Here is a 16,017-nt window from a genome sequence, read left to right as displayed (position 1 = left end):
GCTTTTCTCCCTCTCCCTGTGGGAGAGGGCCGGGGTGAGGGCACAGACCGCACCTAACCCTTAATCGGTGAATTCCGGCGCTTGCGCGGGTGATGGAAGTGCCGCCAGTGCGGATCCTGCGCCGCCGCCAGCAGCTCGTGGTCGCCGCGGGTGTCTCCCCAGGCGCGCAGGTGATAGGCGTTCAGATCGCCATACACTTTTTCCAGCCTTGCCACCTTCTGGGCGCAGCGGCAGTTATTGCCCGTGATGCGCCCCGTCAGCTTGCCGTCTTTCACTTCCAGCTGCGTGCCAATCAGCTTAATGCCCAGTTTGTCAGCCCACGGCTGGAGCACCAGCGCCGGGGACGCGGAACAGATGGTCACTTCCGCACCGGAATTCACCTCAGCCGCTACCGCCAGAACCCCTTCGGGGCGCATCAGCTTGTTCCAGTATTTTTCGCAAAAGGCTTCCGCCTGCTGGCGCAGCCAGTGTTCATCCACGCCCGTCAGGAACGTTTTAATCAGCACTTCCTTCAGCTCATCGCGCGTCAGCTTGCGACGCACGCAGTGGAGCGTGGGCAGCGCCATGCGCACCAGACGGCCCGCGAAGTAGCGTTTACCGAAGGCAAAACGCAGGAAAGGGATAAAGCTGTCGTGGTGCGTTAATGTCCCGTCAAAGTCAAAGACAGAGAGCACGTTGGACTTTGCCACCGTCTCGTCGGCAATCATATTGGTCATAAATACGTCTTAGCTGAAATACACATTCTGCGGATCAGTTTACCTGCTTTAGCTGGACAGTCTTTATATCACCACTCTTTTTTTCTCGATCTTGCGATCGCAAAGTGAGTCCATTTTTGGCCTCGATAAGGATTGGTGAAAAAATGAACTGCCTATATTATCGCCACATCGCAAGATATTTCGGGGAACCATTGGGCCCCACAGGTAAGGAAAAACTCACTCACTACTTCTTTCTTGATATGACTCTTAGATCGCTTATTTCAATCCTCACGTTAAGTTTTGCTTCGTTTTCTGCAATGAGTTTTCAACTTCCAGCGTCGATGTTATCGATGAACAGTGAACTGGCAGTTTCGCCGGCGAAATCTGCGCTGGTGCATCAGGAAGCAGGCCCACTGCGCTCGCGTATTCTCGATCAATACCAGAAGTGGAAAGGCACCCAGTACCAGTGGGGCGGAACCACGCATCGCGGGGTGGATTGTTCCGCGCTGATGCAGCACCTGTTCAGCGAAGCGGCACACCTTACTTTACCGCGCACGACGCGCGAGCAAATCCATCGCGGCGTGCAGGTGGCACAATACCGCCTGAGGCCCGGAGACCTGGTATTCTTCCAGACGGGTCCGAACCGCAAGCACGTTGGTGTTTATATTGGCGATAGCCAGTTTATTCATGCCTCAAGCAGCCAGGGCGTAACGGTTTCAACCCTGACGGATGATTACTGGCAAGCACATTATATTACCGCCCGTCGGGTCGCAGGCAGTGCGGCCTGACAGCATCAGATGATGTCATCCACGACGCCACCATCGACGCGAAGCGCCGCGCCTGAGGTGGCGGAGGCCTGGGGCGAACAGACATAAATCACCATGTTGGCCACCTCTTCAACCGTGGCCGCGCGCTGGATAACCGAGCTGGGGCGGTTGGCCATCACAAACTCTTTCGCCAGCTGCTCCAGCGATTTGCCGGTTTTTTCGATTTCATCTTTCATCATCTCTGCGAAACCGTCTGACATCGTCGGGCCCGGCAGCACGCTGTTGACCGTCACGCCGCTCCCCGCCACGAACTTCGCCAGCCCGCGCGCCAGTGAGAGCTGCGCCGTTTTGGTCACGCCGTAGTGGATCATATCCGCCGGAATATTGCAGGCCGACTCGGAAGAGATAAACACCACGCGTCCCCAGCCTTTCTGTACCATGCCCGGCAGCAGAGCGCGGGACAGACGCACGCCGGACATCACGTTGGTCTGCCAGTAACGCTCCCAGGTTTCATCGTCGGTGGAATAGAAATCCTGCGGACCGTAAATCCCGGCGTTGTTAACCAGGATATCGACGTTATTCGCTACCTTCAGAAGCGACTCGACCCCTTCCGCCGTGCTGAGATCGGCAATCGCGGCACGCACCTGTACGCCCGGCACTACCTGCTGGAGCTGCTGAATGCCTTTATTCACCGATTCCGTGCTCCGGCCATTGACGATCACCTCCGCACCGCTTTCTGCCAGACCTCTGGCAATGGCAAATCCGATCCCGCCGGTTGAGGCGGTCACCAGCGCTACTTTCCCCGCAAAGTCGATTTTCATCATCTGCTCCTTATCGTTTTGACGTTCGAACCTTAAAGCGTAGCAGGTGAGGATGACGGCTCCTGGCTAAAAAGGCGCAACAGCGTCTCAACCTGCTCATCAAGCGGGGCGAGGGAGCGCTTTACAATCAGGTGTAGCGGCGTTGCTCTGCGTGCACCGTGACTCAGCGGCAGGCGTTTCAGTACGCCCTGATCCAGCTGGGTCTGGATGCGTTCCTCTGGCAGCCAGCCGTAGCCGACCTGAGAGACGACGGCCTCTATGGCGGCATCGATGGTGGAGAAGGTCCAGGACTCGCCTGCAGCACGCGCGGCGGGCTGGCTGTCCGCAATCTGGATAAGCGGCCACGGGCGAAGCATCTCATCATTTAGCGGCGCATCGAGGTGAAACAGGGGATGCCGGGAATGGGCCACGGCAACAAAGTCGATATTCATCAGCCATTCGCCGAGCCCGGTAATGTCCTGGCGACGGGTTAAGACCATCACATCGGCTTCGTCGTTAATGGCATCGGCTCGGGTATTTTCCAGCACCTCGGTCAGACGTATCTGAGTCTGCGGATACTGCTGCTGGAACTGACGAAGAATAGCGAACAGGCGGCGGCGCGGGAAAATGGAGTCCACCACCAGATCCAACCGCGTGCGCATCCCGTTGCGAAGGGTCGCTGCGCGCGTCTCAACATACGAAAACGCTTTCAGCAGCGGTTTAACCTGGTTAAGCAGAAGTTCTCCGGCAGGGGTTAACACCGCCCGTCGCCCCTCCGGAACCAGGAGCGCTACGCCCAGCCGCTCCTGCAGCAGCGACAGGTTATAGCTCACCGAGGACTGGCTGCGGTGGGTCTCCTCCGCTGCTTTGGCAAAGCTGCCCGCTTCCACTACCCTTTCCAGTAAAGACCATTGTTCCAGCGTCGTCTTATGCATAATTTATCTAAAATTTGGATGAATTTGATTAAAACATAGCGTTATTCATTCATTTTTTGAAGGGGTAAGATCCTCTCATCAAAACAAAGGAGACACATTATGAGCAACTTCGACAAACACGACTTAAGCGGCTTCGTTGGTAAACATCTTGTATATACCTACGATAACGGCTGGAACTACGAGATTTATGTAAAAAACGAGACCACGCTTGATTACCGTATTCACAGCGGTCTGGTGGCCAACCGTTGGGTGAAAGATCAGCAGGCTTACATCGTACGGGTTGGGGAGAGCATCTATAAAATTTCCTGGACCGAGCCAACCGGTACCGACGTCAGCCTGATCGTGAACCTGGGCGACAAACTGTTCCACGGCACCATCTTCTTCCCACGCTGGATCATGAACAACCCGGAAAAAACCGTTTGCTTCCAGAATGACCATATTCCGCTGATGAACAGCTATCGCGATGCGGGCCCGGCGTATCCAACTGAAGTGATTGATGAATTTGCCACGATCACCTTTGTACGCGACTGCGGTGCAAATAATGAAAGCGTCATCGCCTGCGCAGCCAGTGAGTTACCAAAAAACTTCCCAGATAACTTAAAATAAGCGCGACAATTAACTAAAAAGAAAAGTTCCCGGCTATTTCATATTATTTTGAAATGGCCGGGATTTTTTTTGTTTGTTGATGATTGGTTTAAATGAATCCATTTCAAAATGTTGCGGAAGATCACATTAAAAATATTTAATATTAATTTAACTTGTTGTTTTTCAAATGCCTGCTAGTTGTCTTATAACGATGCAAACGTTGTCTTAATTTTTCCCTAAGGAAAGAGAGCTACTTTGATATAAGTTTATGGTTCGTTGAAATAAACGGGCTGGCATTTGGTTAATATCAAAAACATGCCGTTTTTATTACAAGGAAATTAATAATGAGTGATTTTCTGCCTTTTTCGCGACCGTCGATGGGCGCTGAGGAAATTGCGGCGCTTCAGGACGTTTTGATGTCGGGCTGGATCACCACTGGGCCTAAGAATCAGGAACTCGAAGAGGCATTCTGTCAACTTACCGGGAATCAGCATGCGATTGCCGTCTGTTCAGCCACCGCAGGAATGCACGTCACGCTGATGGCGCTGGATATTGGCCCGGGTGATGAAGTCATTACCCCTTCCCAGACCTGGGTCTCCACGCTGAATATGATCGTGTTGCTGGGTGCCACACCGGTCATGATTGATGTGGACAAAGACACATTAATGGTGACGCCAGAAGCCGTTGAAGCCGCCATTACCCCGCGTACCAAAGCCATTATTCCCGTGCATTATGCCGGCGCGCCGTGTGACATCGACGCTATTCATGCCATTGGTGAACGTCACGGTATTCCGGTTATTGAAGATGCTGCCCACGTAGCCGGAACGTACTACAAGAACCACCATGTGGGCTGGAAAGGAACGGCGATTTTTTCCTTCCACGCCATTAAAAATATGACCTGCGCGGAAGGCGGCTTAGTCGTCACGGATAATGCCCAGCTGGCACAGCGGATCCGCAGCCTGAAATTCCATGGCCTGGGCGTAGATGCCTATGACCGCCAGACGCACGGCCGCGCGCCGCAGGCGGAAGTGATCGCGCCGGGCTATAAATACAATCTGGCGGACATCAACGCCGCGCTGGCGCTGGTGCAGTTAGGCAAGCTGAAAGAGGCTAACAGGCGTCGCCAGGAAATTGCTGAACGCTACCTGCGTGAGCTTGCCGATACGCCGTTCCAGCCGCTCACCATTCCGTCATGGCCGCACGTGCACGCCTGGCACCTGTTTATTATTCGCGTTGACGAAGCGCGCTGCGGGATCTCACGCGACAACCTGATGGCGGAGCTGAAAGAGAAAGGCATCGGTACCGGCCTCCACTTCCGCGCGGCACACACCCAAAAATACTACCGCGAGCGTTTTCCTGATGTATCGCTCCCGAATTCTGAATGGAATAGCGCGCGTATTTGTTCTCTCCCTCTTTTCCCGGATATGACTCATGACGACACAACCCGCGTCATTACCGCACTCCATCAGCTTGCAGGACATTGATATGTTCAGTGCACCGCCTGTACAAAAAGTTTCCGTGGTAATCCCGGTTTATAACGAGCAGGAGAGCCTGCCCGAACTGATCCGCCGTACAACCGCCGCCTGTGACACGATGGGCAAGGCTTATGAAATTCTGCTGGTAGATGATGGCAGTAGCGATCATTCCGCGCTGATGCTGACCGAGGCCGCGCAGGCCGAAGGCAGCCATATTGTTGCCGTGCTGCTCAACCGCAACTACGGCCAGCACTCGGCGATTATGGCGGGGTTTAGCCACGTCACGGGCGATCTGATCATCACCCTGGACGCTGACCTGCAAAACCCGCCGGAAGAGATCCCGCGCCTGGTTGCCAAAGCCGATGAAGGCTATGACGTGGTCGGCACGGTTCGCCAGAACCGTCAGGACAGTCTGTTCCGAAAGCTAGCCTCACGCACGATTAACCGTCTGATTCAGCGCACTACCGGTAAAGCGATGGGAGATTACGGCTGCATGCTGCGCGCCTACCGCCGCCATATTGTCGACGCCATGCTGCATTGCCATGAGCGCAGCACCTTTATTCCGATCCTCGCCAACACCTTTGCCCGTAAGGCAACGGAAATTCCGGTTCTGCACGCCGAGCGCGAGCACGGGGAATCGAAGTACAGCTTTATGCGTCTCATCAACCTGATGTATGACCTCATCACCTGCCTGACCACCACACCGCTGCGTCTGCTGAGCGTGTTCGGCAGCATCATCGCCTTGGCCGGGTTTACGCTGTCCGTCCTGCTGGTGGTGCTGCGGCTGGTCTTTGGCCCGCAGTGGGCGGCGGAAGGGGTCTTCATGCTCTTTGCCGTGCTGTTTATGTTCATCGGTGCCCAGTTTGTCGGGATGGGCCTTCTCGGTGAATACATTGGCCGTATCTATAACGATGTTCGCGCGCGTCCGCGCTACTTTATTCAACGTGTTGTCCGTCAGGAACACAAAGCGTCTCAAGAGGAAATTCACCCATGAAAGCTGTTGTATTTGCCTATCACGATATGGGGTGCACGGGCACGTTGGCCCTGCTGGAAGCAGGCTATGATATTGCTGCAATTTTTACCCATCCGGACACGGCCGGAGAGAATAACTTTTTTGGCTCCGTGGCGCGTATCGCCGCCGAGCGCGGGATCCCGGTTTATGCACCGGACGACGTAAACCATCCGCTGTGGGTGGAGCGCATCCGCGCGCTCGCGCCTGACGCGATCTTCTCGTTCTACTATCGCAACCTGCTTTCCGACGAGATCTTAGGTCTGGCCGCAAAAGGGGCCTTTAATCTTCATGGCTCTCTGCTGCCAGCCTACCGTGGACGCGCTCCGCTGAACTGGGTGCTGGTGAACGGTGAAACGGAAACGGGCGTGACGCTGCACCGCATGGTGCGTCGCGCGGATGCGGGCGCTATCGTGGCACAGCAGAAGGTCGCTATTGATGCGGACGAAACTGCGCTGCAGCTGCATCAAAAGCTGAATGCGACGGCGCAGACGCTGCTGCGTGATGCACTTCCAGGCATCCTTAACGGCACCTTCAGCGAAACCGCGCAGGATGAGAGCAAGGCAAGCTGCTTTGGCCGCCGCGCGCCGGAAGATGGCCGTCTGGACTGGAACAAGCCCGCTCGCCAGCTGCACAACCTGGTGCGCGCCGTGACCGATCCGTGGCCGGGCGCATACAGCTTTGCGGGCGTCAGCAAGTTTATCGTCTGGAAATCCCGCGTGCGTGATGATATCCCGACCGCTAAACCGGGCACCGTCGTTTCGGTCTCTCCGCTGATTGTGAGCTGCGGCGAGCAGGCGCTGGAGATCGTCACCGGGCAAACCGACAACGGCCTGTACGTTCAGGGCACGCAGCTGGCACAGTCTCTGGGCCTGGTGGCCGGGGCGCTGATCACCAGCGCACCGGTTGTTGCCATCAAGCGCCGCACCCGCGTGCTGATCCTGGGCGTGAACGGCTTTATCGGTAACCACCTGACCGAACGTCTGCTTAAGGATGATAACTACGAGATTTACGGTCTGGATATTGGCGCGGATGCCATCAGCCGTTTCCTCGACAACCCGCGCTTCCACTTCGTGGAAGGGGACATCAGCATCCATTCCGAGTGGATTGAATACCACATTAAGAAATGTGACGTAGTGCTGCCGCTGGTCGCCATTGCCACGCCAATCGAGTACACCCGTAACCCGCTGCGCGTGTTCGAGCTGGACTTCGAGGAGAACCTGAAGATCATCCGCGACTGCGTGAAATACGACAAGCGCATCATCTTCCCGTCCACCTCTGAAGTGTACGGCATGTGTACCGATAAGAACTTCGATGAAGACACCTCCAACCTGGTGGTCGGGCCGATCAACAAACAGCGCTGGATTTACTCCGTCTCCAAACAGCTGCTGGACCGCGTGATTTGGGCCTACGGTGAGAAAGAAGGCCTGCGCTTTACCCTGTTCCGTCCGTTCAACTGGATGGGGCCACGTCTGGATAACCTGAACGCGGCGCGTATCGGTAGCTCCCGTGCGATCACCCAGCTGATCCTGAACCTGGTAGAAGGCTCACCGATTAAGCTTATCGAAGGCGGTAAGCAGAAACGCTGCTTTACGGATATCAGCGACGGTATCGAAGCGCTGTTCCGCATCATCGAAAACAAGGATAACCGCTGCAACGGTCAAATCATCAACATTGGTAACCCGGACAACGAAGCGAGCATTCGCGAGCTGGCCGAGATGCTGCTGGCCAGCTTTGAGCGCCATCCGCTGCGCGATAAATTCCCGCCGTTTGCCGGTTTCCGCGAAGTGGAAAGCAGCAGCTACTACGGTAAAGGCTATCAGGACGTTGAGCACCGTAAGCCAAGCATTCGCAACGCGAAGCGCTGCCTGAGCTGGACGCCGACGGTGAAGATGGAGCAGACCATTGATGAAACGCTCGATTTCTTCCTGCGCACCGTGGAGCTGTCGGAACAGGACTCATGAAAAAAGTCGGTTTACGCATTGATGTCGACACCTTCAGGGGAACGCGTGACGGCGTACCCAAACTGCTGGAACTGCTGAACAAGCACGGCGTGCGTTCAAGCATTTTCTTCAGCGTTGGGCCTGACAACATGGGACGCCATTTATGGCGCCTGGTTAAACCGGCATTTCTGTTCAAAATGCTGCGCTCGCGCGCAGCATCCCTCTACGGCTGGGATATTTTGCTGGCCGGCACCGCCTGGCCCGGCAGACGCATCGGCGCGGGTAATGAAGCGGTTATCCGTGAGGCGGCGCGCCATCATGAGGTTGGTCTGCACGCATGGGACCACCATGCCTGGCAAGCCTGGGCGGGCGTCTGGGATATCCCGCGCCTGTCCCGTGAGGTCGAGCGTGGGATGCTGGAGCTTGAGGCCATTACCGGCCAGCCCGTACGCTGCTCCGCCGTGGCGGGATGGCGTGCGGATCAGCGCGTCGTGAAAGCCAAAGAAGCCTTCGCGTTTCGCTACAACAGCGACTGCCGCGGAACCGGGCCATTTTTGCCGCTGTTAGGCGAAAATCGCTACGGTACGGTGCAAATTCCGGTCACGCTTCCCACCTGGGATGAAGTGGTCGGGCGCGAGGTGAAGGCTGATGAGTTTAATCGCTACATCCTGGACCGCATCCATCGTGACGCCGGCACGCCGGTGTATACCATCCATGCCGAAGTGGAAGGGATTGCGTATCAGCATGATTTCGATGAGCTGCTGACGATGGCCGCTCAGGAGGGCATTATGTTCTGCCCGTTGAGCGAGCTGCTGCCGGACGATCTCAGCACCCTGCCTTTGGGTAAAGTCGTACGTAATGAAATGGCTGGCCGGGAAGGCTGGCTTGGCTACCAACAAACCGTGAGTCCGGTCCCATGAAAACAGCCCGTTATGGCGTAGCGCTTCTCGCACTGTTTATCGTTTACTACCTCATTCCGGTCGATATCCGCCTGCTCTGGCAGCCTGATGAAACGCGCTATGCGGAAATCAGCCGCGAAATGCTGGCCTCCGGAGACTGGATTGTCCCGCATTTTTTGGGGCTGCGTTACTTTGAAAAGCCGATTGCCGGCTACTGGATCAACAGCATCGGGCAGATGCTGTTCGGGCACACGAACCTCGCCGTGCGCGCCGGGTCCATCTTCTCCACTGGTTTAGCCGCGCTGCTGGTCATCTGGATGGCCTGGCGTCTCTGGCGGGATAAACGTGTTGCCATTTTCTCCGGCCTGATCTTCCTGACCCTGTTCCTGGTGTATGGCATCGGCACGTATGCGGTGCTGGATCCAATCATCACCCTGTGGCTGGTGGCGGCCATGTGCAGCTTCTGGCTGGCCTCACAGGCCCAAACCGTTGCCGGAAAAGCGGGGGGCTATGTGCTGCTTGGGCTGGCCTGCGGGATGGGGGTGATGACCAAAGGCTTTCTGGCGCTGGCCGTTCCGGTGATTGGCGTGCTGCCGTGGGTGATCGCCCAGAAGCGCTGGAAAGAGGTGCTGATTTTTGGCTGGCTTGCGATCCTGAGCTGCGTGCTGATCGTTCTGCCCTGGGCGCTGGCCATTGCGCAGCGTGAGCCTGACTTCTGGCGTTACTTCTTCTGGGTTGAGCATATTCAGCGCTTTGCCCAGAGCGACGCGCAGCACAAAGCTCCGTTCTGGTACTACGTGCCGTTCCTGATTGCGGGCAGCCTGCCGTGGCTGGCTCTGCTGCCCGGTGCGTTTCGTCTCGGCTGGAATGACAGACAAAACGCGGGTGGCGGGTTCTATCTGCTGGGTTGGGTGGTGATGCCGCTGCTGTTCTTCAGCATCGCCAAAGGCAAGCTTCCGACCTATATTCTGCCGTGCTTTGCCCCGCTGGCTATCCTGATGGCGCGCTATGCCTGCCTCGCGGCGGAAAAAGGTGCCAGAGCGTTACGCATTAACAGCGGGATTAACCTGGCGTTTGGCGTTATCGGCGTGGTGGCGGCGCTGGTGGTCTCGCCGTGGGGACTGTCTAAGCATCCGGTCTGGACGTCGGTCGAACTGTATAAAGTCTTCTGTGCGGTAGTGGCGTTCCTCATCTGGGCGGCGGTAGGCTGGTTTACGTTCAGACAGAGCCAGCAGCGCTGGTGGCTGGCGGCACTGTGCCCTGCAGGGGTGGCGCTGCTGATTGGTTTTGCCATTCCTAACCTGGTGGTGGATTCCAAACAGCCGCAGTCGCTGGTCGATACCGTGCGCGAACCGCTGCAGGAAAGCCGGTTCGTGCTGGCCAATAACGTTGGCGTGGCCGCGGGCCTGGCGTGGGAGCTGAAGCGCAATGACATCACGATGTTCGATCAGAGTGGCGAACTGCGCTACGGACTGGATTATCCCGATGCGAAAGATCGTTATGTTGATAAAGACGACTTCGCGCAGTGGTTGACGGAGCATCGTCAGCAGGGGCGCATCTCGCTGGTGATGCTGCTCTCAAAACGCGACGATATTTCACAGGCGAATTTACCGCAGCCGGACAATCTCTATATTCAGGGACGTCTGGCCTTGCTGGAGTATCTGCCGAAGTGATGACCTGGATCTGGCTGATACTGGCAAGCTTGCTCAGCTGCGCGGGGCAGCTGTGTCAGAAACAAGCTACCCGTCCGGCGAAAGCCGGGCGGCGTGGGGCGCATATCGCGCTGTGGCTGGGTCTGGCACTGCTGGCGCTGGGGAGTGGGATGCTGGTCTGGCTGGTGGTGCTGCAACGTCTGCCTGTCGGCATTGCCTATCCTATGCTGAGCCTCAATTTTGTCTGGGTGACGCTGGCGGCGAAGGTTTTCTGGCGTGAGCACGTTGCAGCGCACCACTGGCTGGGTGTGGGATTGATCATCATTGGGATTGTTATCCTGGGAGGGAGCCTGTGAAAGGTGCATTCTGGGCCTTATGCAGCGTGCTGTTAGTCAGCGCGGCGCAGCTGTTACTGCGCGATGCCATGCAGGCATTGCCACCGGTCAGCGATGTTAAGGCGCTTATTTCCGCGCTGTGGCACTTCTCATCCGGCACGGGGGCGCTGCTGCTGGGGCTGATGGGGTACGTGGCCTCTATGGGCTGCTGGTATCTGGCGCTGCATCGTATGGCGCTCAGCAAAGCCTATGCCTTGCTGAGCCTCAGCTATATTCTGGTGTGGGGTGCCGCGATCCTGCTGCCGGGCTGGGAGGAGCGTTTCTCCTGGCAAGGACTGGTGGGCGTCGGGTTTATTATTCTGGGTGTGCTGACAATTTTTCGGCCAGCACGTCGTCAGCAGAATGGATCAACCCAGCCCTGAGCTCAAAGGGCGTCTCGGTACAGACCGCAAGGCTCAGCGAGTCTATCCGGCACTGGCTTACTGAGTGAAATGCGCGGGCGGTACTGTCAATACTAACCATTTGCCAGGCGTGACCGCCGCTCTGTTTAACGATCGCTTCCTTCTGCGTCCAGATGCGCCAGAATGCCGTAAGCTGGCTCTCTGGCGTTTCCTTTTCCAGCTCTTCATGCTCGGCGCAGCTGAAGACGGCATTGGCGAGCGTGTGCCAGTTATCCTTCGGGCGAATACGTTCCAGTGAACAACCCACGTTACCTTCGTCACTGATAATTAACGCAATGTCATCATCCGAGTGGCTAAGGCTGAACCACAGCGGATAGTTACCGGCAAAAAGGGGTTTCCCCTGTTCGTTGTGGATAATCTCCGGGAGTGACTTCGGAGCCAGCAGACGCGAAAGCAACCCGCGACCCGCCAGCCAGCGTGCGCGCTGGGCACCTTCGGGCGCGTGTCGGGAGAGTGCTTCAGCCCAGCGATTGGTGCTCAGCGAGGAGATTTTTCCCAGAATAACCTGGTACATATTACGTCTGGCCTTCAGTCAAAACAGAGAGAGTCGCAAAGTTGCGCGGCGAAACCATTACTATAATCTATTGTCCCCGGTAATGGCTAACCAGACGAGAATGCTTACCCGGGCAACCTGCTTTTCGGCCTCCCCGGCCCGAGGAGGATCGCCAGCTTGCTGCCGCCTTTGGTGGTCTCCATCCAGATTTTACATACGCTGGTCAGGGGGACCGACAGCAGCATACCGACCGGGCCCAGCAGCCATCCCCAAATCAGTAAGGATAAAAATACCACCAGCGTCGACATGCCCAGACGGTGTCCCATCATGCGCGGCTCAAGAATATTGCCCAGCACCATATGCACGACGAGAAACAGTGCGCCGACCAGCATGCATTCGTAGAAACCGTTAAACAGAAACGCCTGAATCATCGGCGGCACGGCGGAAAGCACCGCGCCAATATTGGGCACGTAGTTTAGCAGAAAGGCCAGCACGCCCCACATCAGCGCAAACTGTACGTCCATCAGCATCAGCCCCAGCCAGACAATCACCCCGGTCCAGACGCTCAGGAGCGTTTTCAGCGCCAGATATTTGGAGACGCCCTTCAGTGCCCGGTGTAATCCGGCAATGTGAATTTGGGGATTATTCAGTGCAAAGCGCAGCTTATAGGGGACGTGGCGGACTTCGAACAGCATGAACACCACCGTCATGACCAGCAGCAGAATGCTGGCCATCGCGCCGGAAAGCCCCGTCATAAAGGTGGTGGCGTAGGTCATGACCTTCTCGGAGTCCATTCTGCGCAGCATCCGTTCGGGTGAGATATGCAGATTAAGAAAGGGGACCATCTCCTGCAGCGCGACAATCTTACGCGTCAGCTCTTTGTTGTACTGCGGCAGCATGGTGGAGAATTCGCTCAGTGAGGCCGCCAGCACGCCGACGAGCGCCGTCAGGGCAATCAGCATTACGAAAACTACGATGGTGATCGCTACCGGACGGCTCACGCCCCGGCGTAAAAACCAGGTGACCAGAGGATTAAGCACAATGGCAAAAAAGAGCGCCAGCAGGAGCTGAACAATAATGTCAGCGGCAGCATGAATACCCGCAAGGATAACCACCAGACAGGCGAGTTTTAATAAGATGTGGAGTCCTGCTTTGTCGGACGGGTTAGCGATCATGCGTGTTCCTTAATATGATGACCCGGTAAGTGTAGTGCCCGGGCTTCGCTTCGTCTGGCACCGTTAATCTGAAAGTCGCTGCTGATTTTCTTATTGCGTCGTGGTAATAGTGAAACACTGTTGTAAAAAATCCAGGTAGAACCCCATGCCCGAACCTGCCGCTGAACCGGCACTGAGCGGACTGCGCCTCAATCTGCGCATCGTTTCCGTTGTGATTTTCAACTTTGCCAGCTATCTGACCATTGGCCTGCCGCTGGCGGTCCTGCCGGGCTATGTCCATGACGTAATGGGCTTCAGCGCCTTCTGGGCGGGGCTGGTGATTAGCCTGCAATATTTCGCCACGCTCCTCAGCCGCCCGCATGCCGGGCGCTATGCGGACACGTTCGGTCCAAAAAGCATCGTGGTGGTGGGACTGTGCGGCTGTTTTCTCAGCGGCTTGAGCTACCTGCTGGCAGCCATCACCAGCCAGTGGCCGCTGGTCAGCCTGGCGCTGCTCTGCCTAGGCCGCGTCATTCTTGGCATCGGGCAAAGCCTGGCGGGAACTGGCTCAACGCTGTGGGGCGTAGGGGTGGTAGGCGCGCCGCACATCGGCCGGGTGATCTCCTGGAACGGGATTGTTACCTACGGTGCGATGGCGCTCGGGGCGCCGCTCGGCGTGGCCTGCTATGCGCTTGGCGGGCTGTATGGGCTGGCCATCACCATTATGGCGGTCGCGCTGCTGGCGATCCTCTTTGCGCTGCCGCGCCCGAAAGTGAAGGCCAGCAAAGGCAAGCCACTGCCGTTTCGGGCTGTGCTGGGGCGCGTCTGGCCGTACGGCATGGCCCTGGCGCTGGCGACTACCGGCTTCGGCGTGATAGCGACCTTCATTACTCTGTTCTATGACGCCAAAGGCTGGGACGGCGCGGCCTTTGCGTTAACCCTGTTTAGCTGTGCGTTTGTTGGTGCGCGTCTGCTGTTCCCTAACGGCATTAACCGTCTGGGCGGGCTTAATGTGGCGATGATCTGCTTTGCGATAGAGATTGCCGGGCTGCTGCTGACCGGAATTGCGATGGTGCCATGGGTCGCGAAAGTGGGCGTGTTCCTCGCGGGGGCGGGCTTTTCCCTGGTCTTCCCGGCGCTGGGCGTGGTGGCGGTAAAAGCCGTGCCGCAGCAGAATCAGGGGGCGGCGCTGGCGACCTATACGGTATTTATGGATATGTCCTTAGGCATTACCGGCCCGCTGGCGGGGCTGGTGATGGCCTGGGCAGGGGTTCCGGTAATCTATCTTGCCGCGGCGGGGCTGGTGGTGATTGCGCTGCTGCTGACGTGGCGGCTAAAAAAATGGCCCCCGGTGCAGGCACCGGGGGCCACGTCATCGTCGTGAAGCGTTACTGAATCACGATGGTGTTAATGATGTTTTCAGCAGCCGTCTGCGCTTTCTGCTGATCTTCCGCTGGCAGGGTGATCTGCAGGGTCAGCAGTTTGTTATCAACCTTGCCCAGCACCACAGAAGAGTATGCGGTCTGGCCTTTTGCAGAGATGATGCTGTCGAGCTGTTGCAGCGTGTGGCCTTTCAGATCGATGGATTTATTGGTCACGACCTGCAGCTGAGGATCGCGACCGCGCTGCTGATCTTCCAGACGTTTGGACAGGATGGCCAGATCTTCGCTGGTGTCGTCGCCCACAATCACAATGACCGCTTTCTGCCCGGTTGCGTCGGAGTAAACGTGCATGTTGTTCGCCTGGGTGCCCAGCTTGCCGCTCTGGTCAGTCATATCGGCTGGCAGAGAGAAACTGAGTTTGCCATCCATCAGATTCACCGGCTGGCCGGTCGCGTTGCTCTCTGCGGATGCGCCCTGAGCAGGCGTTTTCGTGTCGCTGTTATCACAGGCTGCAAGACCCACAACCAGCAGGCCAATCCCGACATATTTAACCAGATTGCGCATTGACTTCTTCCTTTCGATAAACGGCCATAACGGCTCATTCGCTCATCTTATCACAACTGATAAAGCGAACCCTTAACCAGCCTGCAATGCTGTGATTTCAGATTTATCTGCCAGCCTTTTCAGCAGCATATTCAGCAGCACGCCGTACATTGGCAGGAAGAAGACAATGCTGATGAGGACCTTGAAACAGTAGTCCACCAGCGCGATTTCCATCCAGTGTTCAGCCATGAACGCATCCGGGCTGCGCCAGAAGGCGATGAAGAAGAAGGCCAGCGTATCGCTCACGTTACCGAACAGCGTGGAGGCGGTTGGCGCCATCCACCAGCGATGATTCTGACGCAGGCGGTTAAACACATGCACGTCGAGGATCTGCCCCAGCGCGTAAGCCATAAAGCTTGCTGCGGCGATACGGGCAACAAACAGGTTGAAGTGGGTTAATGCCTCAAAGCCCTGCCAGCTTCCCATATAAAACAGAGACGAAACCACGTACGAGATGAACAGCGCCGGGAGCATGACGGCAAAGATAATGCGTCGAGCCAGCGGTGCGCCAAAGATACGCACGGTTAAATCCGTCGCGAGGAAAATAAACGGGAAGCTGAATGCGCCCCAGGTGGTATGGAAACCGAAGATGGAGATCGGGAGCTGCACCAGATAGTTGCTGGAGGTGATCACCAGCAAATGGAAAAGCGAAAGCCAGAACAACGCTTTTACGCGCTGTGATTCAGAAAACGACGTCATATTGTGACCTTTTTATACGTTGGGGTGAGGGAACCCAATAAAAACCGCAGCATGATACTGCTTTGGCAGGACATTGCAATGGTTAGTTTTTGCGCAATCGTTAACCTGGTTTGCATTGATCGCAACCGGG

17 protein-coding genes are annotated in these 16,017 nt (G+C 56.7%); 10 read left to right on the top strand and 7 right to left on the bottom strand.

Annotation, left to right across the window (positions count from 1 at the left end; translation table 11 throughout):
• Window positions 1-53: 53 nt before the first annotated feature.
• Complete coding sequence (locus KGP24_RS21975; RefSeq protein ID WP_111963721.1) at window positions 54-716, bottom strand: HAD family hydrolase; 663 nt, start codon at window positions 714-716, stop codon at window positions 54-56.
• 320 nt (window positions 717-1,036) lie between these two features.
• On the opposite strand from KGP24_RS21975, the gene KGP24_RS21970 reads away from it, so the two are divergent.
• Entirely contained in the window at window positions 1,037-1,483 is a 447-nt protein-coding gene (locus KGP24_RS21970; RefSeq protein WP_223563550.1) for an NlpC/P60 family protein, read from the top strand.
• Between the two features lie 5 nt (window positions 1,484-1,488).
• On the opposite strand, the gene KGP24_RS21965 is transcribed toward KGP24_RS21970, so the two are convergent.
• The gene (locus KGP24_RS21965; RefSeq protein WP_223563549.1) at window positions 1,489-2,283 is read right to left on the bottom strand and encodes an SDR family NAD(P)-dependent oxidoreductase; all 795 of its coding nucleotides are present in this window, start codon (window positions 2,281-2,283) and stop codon (window positions 1,489-1,491) included.
• Between the two features lie 32 nt (window positions 2,284-2,315).
• The gene (locus KGP24_RS21960; protein WP_223561786.1) at window positions 2,316-3,197 is read right to left on the bottom strand and encodes a LysR family transcriptional regulator; all 882 of its coding nucleotides are present in this window, start codon (window positions 3,195-3,197) and stop codon (window positions 2,316-2,318) included.
• Between the two features lie 99 nt (window positions 3,198-3,296).
• Here KGP24_RS21960 and KGP24_RS21955 point away from each other — a divergent pair, with 99 nt between their 5' ends.
• From KGP24_RS21955 to arnF, 8 genes are all read left to right on the top strand, one after another.
• Window positions 3,297-3,803, top strand: a complete 507-nt coding sequence (locus KGP24_RS21955; protein ID WP_223561785.1) for a phenolic acid decarboxylase — start codon at window positions 3,297-3,299, stop codon at window positions 3,801-3,803.
• Window positions 3,804-4,126: 323 nt separating this feature from the next.
• Window positions 4,127-5,266 carry a UDP-4-amino-4-deoxy-L-arabinose aminotransferase gene (gene arnB, locus KGP24_RS21950; RefSeq protein ID WP_223561784.1) on the top strand — a complete coding sequence of 380 codons (1,140 nt, stop codon included), beginning with the start codon at window positions 4,127-4,129 and terminating at the stop codon, window positions 5,264-5,266.
• A 1-nt stretch (window position 5,267) separates the two neighbouring features.
• Window positions 5,268-6,251: an undecaprenyl-phosphate 4-deoxy-4-formamido-L-arabinose transferase gene (gene arnC / locus KGP24_RS21945; RefSeq protein ID WP_223563548.1), complete on the top strand. Its 984-nt coding sequence runs from the start codon at window positions 5,268-5,270 to the stop codon at window positions 6,249-6,251.
• The gene (arnA, locus tag KGP24_RS21940) at window positions 6,248-8,230 is read left to right on the top strand and encodes a bifunctional UDP-4-amino-4-deoxy-L-arabinose formyltransferase/UDP-glucuronic acid oxidase ArnA (protein ID WP_223561783.1); all 1,983 of its coding nucleotides are present in this window, start codon (window positions 6,248-6,250) and stop codon (window positions 8,228-8,230) included. The genes arnC and arnA overlap by 4 nt, the downstream gene beginning before the upstream one ends.
• Window positions 8,227-9,129, top strand: a complete 903-nt coding sequence (arnD, locus tag KGP24_RS21935) for a 4-deoxy-4-formamido-L-arabinose-phosphoundecaprenol deformylase (protein WP_223561782.1) — start codon at window positions 8,227-8,229, stop codon at window positions 9,127-9,129. Before arnA ends, arnD begins: the two co-directional genes overlap by 4 nt.
• On the top strand, window positions 9,126-10,781 hold the full coding sequence (gene arnT / locus KGP24_RS21930) for a lipid IV(A) 4-amino-4-deoxy-L-arabinosyltransferase (protein WP_223561781.1): 1,656 nt from the start codon (window positions 9,126-9,128) through the stop codon (window positions 10,779-10,781). The genes arnD and arnT overlap by 4 nt, the downstream gene beginning before the upstream one ends.
• Window positions 10,781-11,116, top strand: coding sequence for a 4-amino-4-deoxy-L-arabinose-phosphoundecaprenol flippase subunit ArnE (gene arnE / locus KGP24_RS21925; RefSeq protein ID WP_223563547.1), 336 nt, complete (start codon window positions 10,781-10,783; stop codon window positions 11,114-11,116). Before arnT ends, arnE begins: the two co-directional genes overlap by 1 nt.
• Window positions 11,113-11,517, top strand: a complete 405-nt coding sequence (arnF, locus tag KGP24_RS21920; protein WP_223561780.1) for a 4-amino-4-deoxy-L-arabinose-phosphoundecaprenol flippase subunit ArnF — start codon at window positions 11,113-11,115, stop codon at window positions 11,515-11,517. The genes arnE and arnF overlap by 4 nt, the downstream gene beginning before the upstream one ends.
• Here the strand turns inward: arnF and acpT are convergent.
• Both acpT and KGP24_RS21910 read right to left on the bottom strand, forming a co-directional pair.
• Window positions 11,450-12,070 carry a 4'-phosphopantetheinyl transferase AcpT gene (gene acpT, locus KGP24_RS21915; RefSeq protein WP_223561779.1) on the bottom strand — a complete coding sequence of 207 codons (621 nt, stop codon included), beginning with the start codon at window positions 12,068-12,070 and terminating at the stop codon, window positions 11,450-11,452. The two genes, arnF and acpT, sit on opposite strands and share 68 nt — an antisense overlap.
• Before the next feature lie 104 nt (window positions 12,071-12,174).
• Window positions 12,175-13,224 carry an AI-2E family transporter gene (locus tag KGP24_RS21910; protein WP_223561778.1) on the bottom strand — a complete coding sequence of 350 codons (1,050 nt, stop codon included), beginning with the start codon at window positions 13,222-13,224 and terminating at the stop codon, window positions 12,175-12,177.
• A gap of 145 nt (window positions 13,225-13,369) precedes the next feature.
• Between KGP24_RS21910 and KGP24_RS21905 the strand changes: the two genes are divergently transcribed.
• Window positions 13,370-14,587: an MFS transporter gene (locus tag KGP24_RS21905; RefSeq protein WP_223561777.1), complete on the top strand. Its 1,218-nt coding sequence runs from the start codon at window positions 13,370-13,372 to the stop codon at window positions 14,585-14,587.
• A gap of 4 nt (window positions 14,588-14,591) precedes the next feature.
• On the opposite strand, the gene KGP24_RS21900 is transcribed toward KGP24_RS21905, so the two are convergent.
• Together KGP24_RS21900 and KGP24_RS21895 are read right to left on the bottom strand one after the other, a co-directional pair.
• Window positions 14,592-15,149, bottom strand: coding sequence for a DcrB family lipoprotein (locus KGP24_RS21900; protein ID WP_223561776.1), 558 nt, complete (start codon window positions 15,147-15,149; stop codon window positions 14,592-14,594).
• Window positions 15,150-15,221: 72 nt separating this feature from the next.
• Complete coding sequence (locus KGP24_RS21895) at window positions 15,222-15,887, bottom strand: 7-cyano-7-deazaguanine/7-aminomethyl-7-deazaguanine transporter (RefSeq protein ID WP_223561775.1); 666 nt, start codon at window positions 15,885-15,887, stop codon at window positions 15,222-15,224.
• Window positions 15,888-16,017: the final 130 nt, after the last annotated feature.

Origin of the sequence: Enterobacter sp. JBIWA008, from assembly GCF_019968765.1 — a bacterium.
GTDB lineage: Bacteria > Pseudomonadota > Gammaproteobacteria > Enterobacterales > Enterobacteriaceae > Enterobacter.
Note: the sequence above shows the minus strand (reverse complement) of the source record. Positions and strands in the feature narration are given on the sequence as shown.

Coding starts and splice junctions, on each gene's coding strand:
- KGP24_RS21975 (WP_111963721.1), bottom strand. CDS start 716: ATGACCAATATGATTGCCGACGAGACGGTGGCAAAGTCCAACGTGCTC.
- KGP24_RS21970 (WP_223563550.1), top strand. CDS start 1,037: ATGTTATCGATGAACAGTGAACTGGCAGTTTCGCCGGCGAAATCTGCG.
- KGP24_RS21965 (WP_223563549.1), bottom strand. CDS start 2,283: ATGAAAATCGACTTTGCGGGGAAAGTAGCGCTGGTGACCGCCTCAACC.
- KGP24_RS21960 (WP_223561786.1), bottom strand. CDS start 3,197: ATGCATAAGACGACGCTGGAACAATGGTCTTTACTGGAAAGGGTAGTG.
- KGP24_RS21955 (WP_223561785.1), top strand. CDS start 3,297: ATGAGCAACTTCGACAAACACGACTTAAGCGGCTTCGTTGGTAAACAT.
- arnB (WP_223561784.1), top strand. CDS start 4,127: ATGAGTGATTTTCTGCCTTTTTCGCGACCGTCGATGGGCGCTGAGGAA.
- arnC (WP_223563548.1), top strand. CDS start 5,268: ATGTTCAGTGCACCGCCTGTACAAAAAGTTTCCGTGGTAATCCCGGTT.
- arnA (WP_223561783.1), top strand. CDS start 6,248: ATGAAAGCTGTTGTATTTGCCTATCACGATATGGGGTGCACGGGCACG.
- arnD (WP_223561782.1), top strand. CDS start 8,227: ATGAAAAAAGTCGGTTTACGCATTGATGTCGACACCTTCAGGGGAACG.
- arnT (WP_223561781.1), top strand. CDS start 9,126: ATGAAAACAGCCCGTTATGGCGTAGCGCTTCTCGCACTGTTTATCGTT.
- arnE (WP_223563547.1), top strand. CDS start 10,781: ATGACCTGGATCTGGCTGATACTGGCAAGCTTGCTCAGCTGCGCGGGG.
- acpT (WP_223561779.1), bottom strand. CDS start 12,070: ATGTACCAGGTTATTCTGGGAAAAATCTCCTCGCTGAGCACCAATCGC.
- KGP24_RS21910 (WP_223561778.1), bottom strand. CDS start 13,224: ATGATCGCTAACCCGTCCGACAAAGCAGGACTCCACATCTTATTAAAA.
- KGP24_RS21905 (WP_223561777.1), top strand. CDS start 13,370: ATGCCCGAACCTGCCGCTGAACCGGCACTGAGCGGACTGCGCCTCAAT.
- KGP24_RS21900 (WP_223561776.1), bottom strand. CDS start 15,149: ATGCGCAATCTGGTTAAATATGTCGGGATTGGCCTGCTGGTTGTGGGT.
- KGP24_RS21895 (WP_223561775.1), bottom strand. CDS start 15,887: ATGACGTCGTTTTCTGAATCACAGCGCGTAAAAGCGTTGTTCTGGCTT.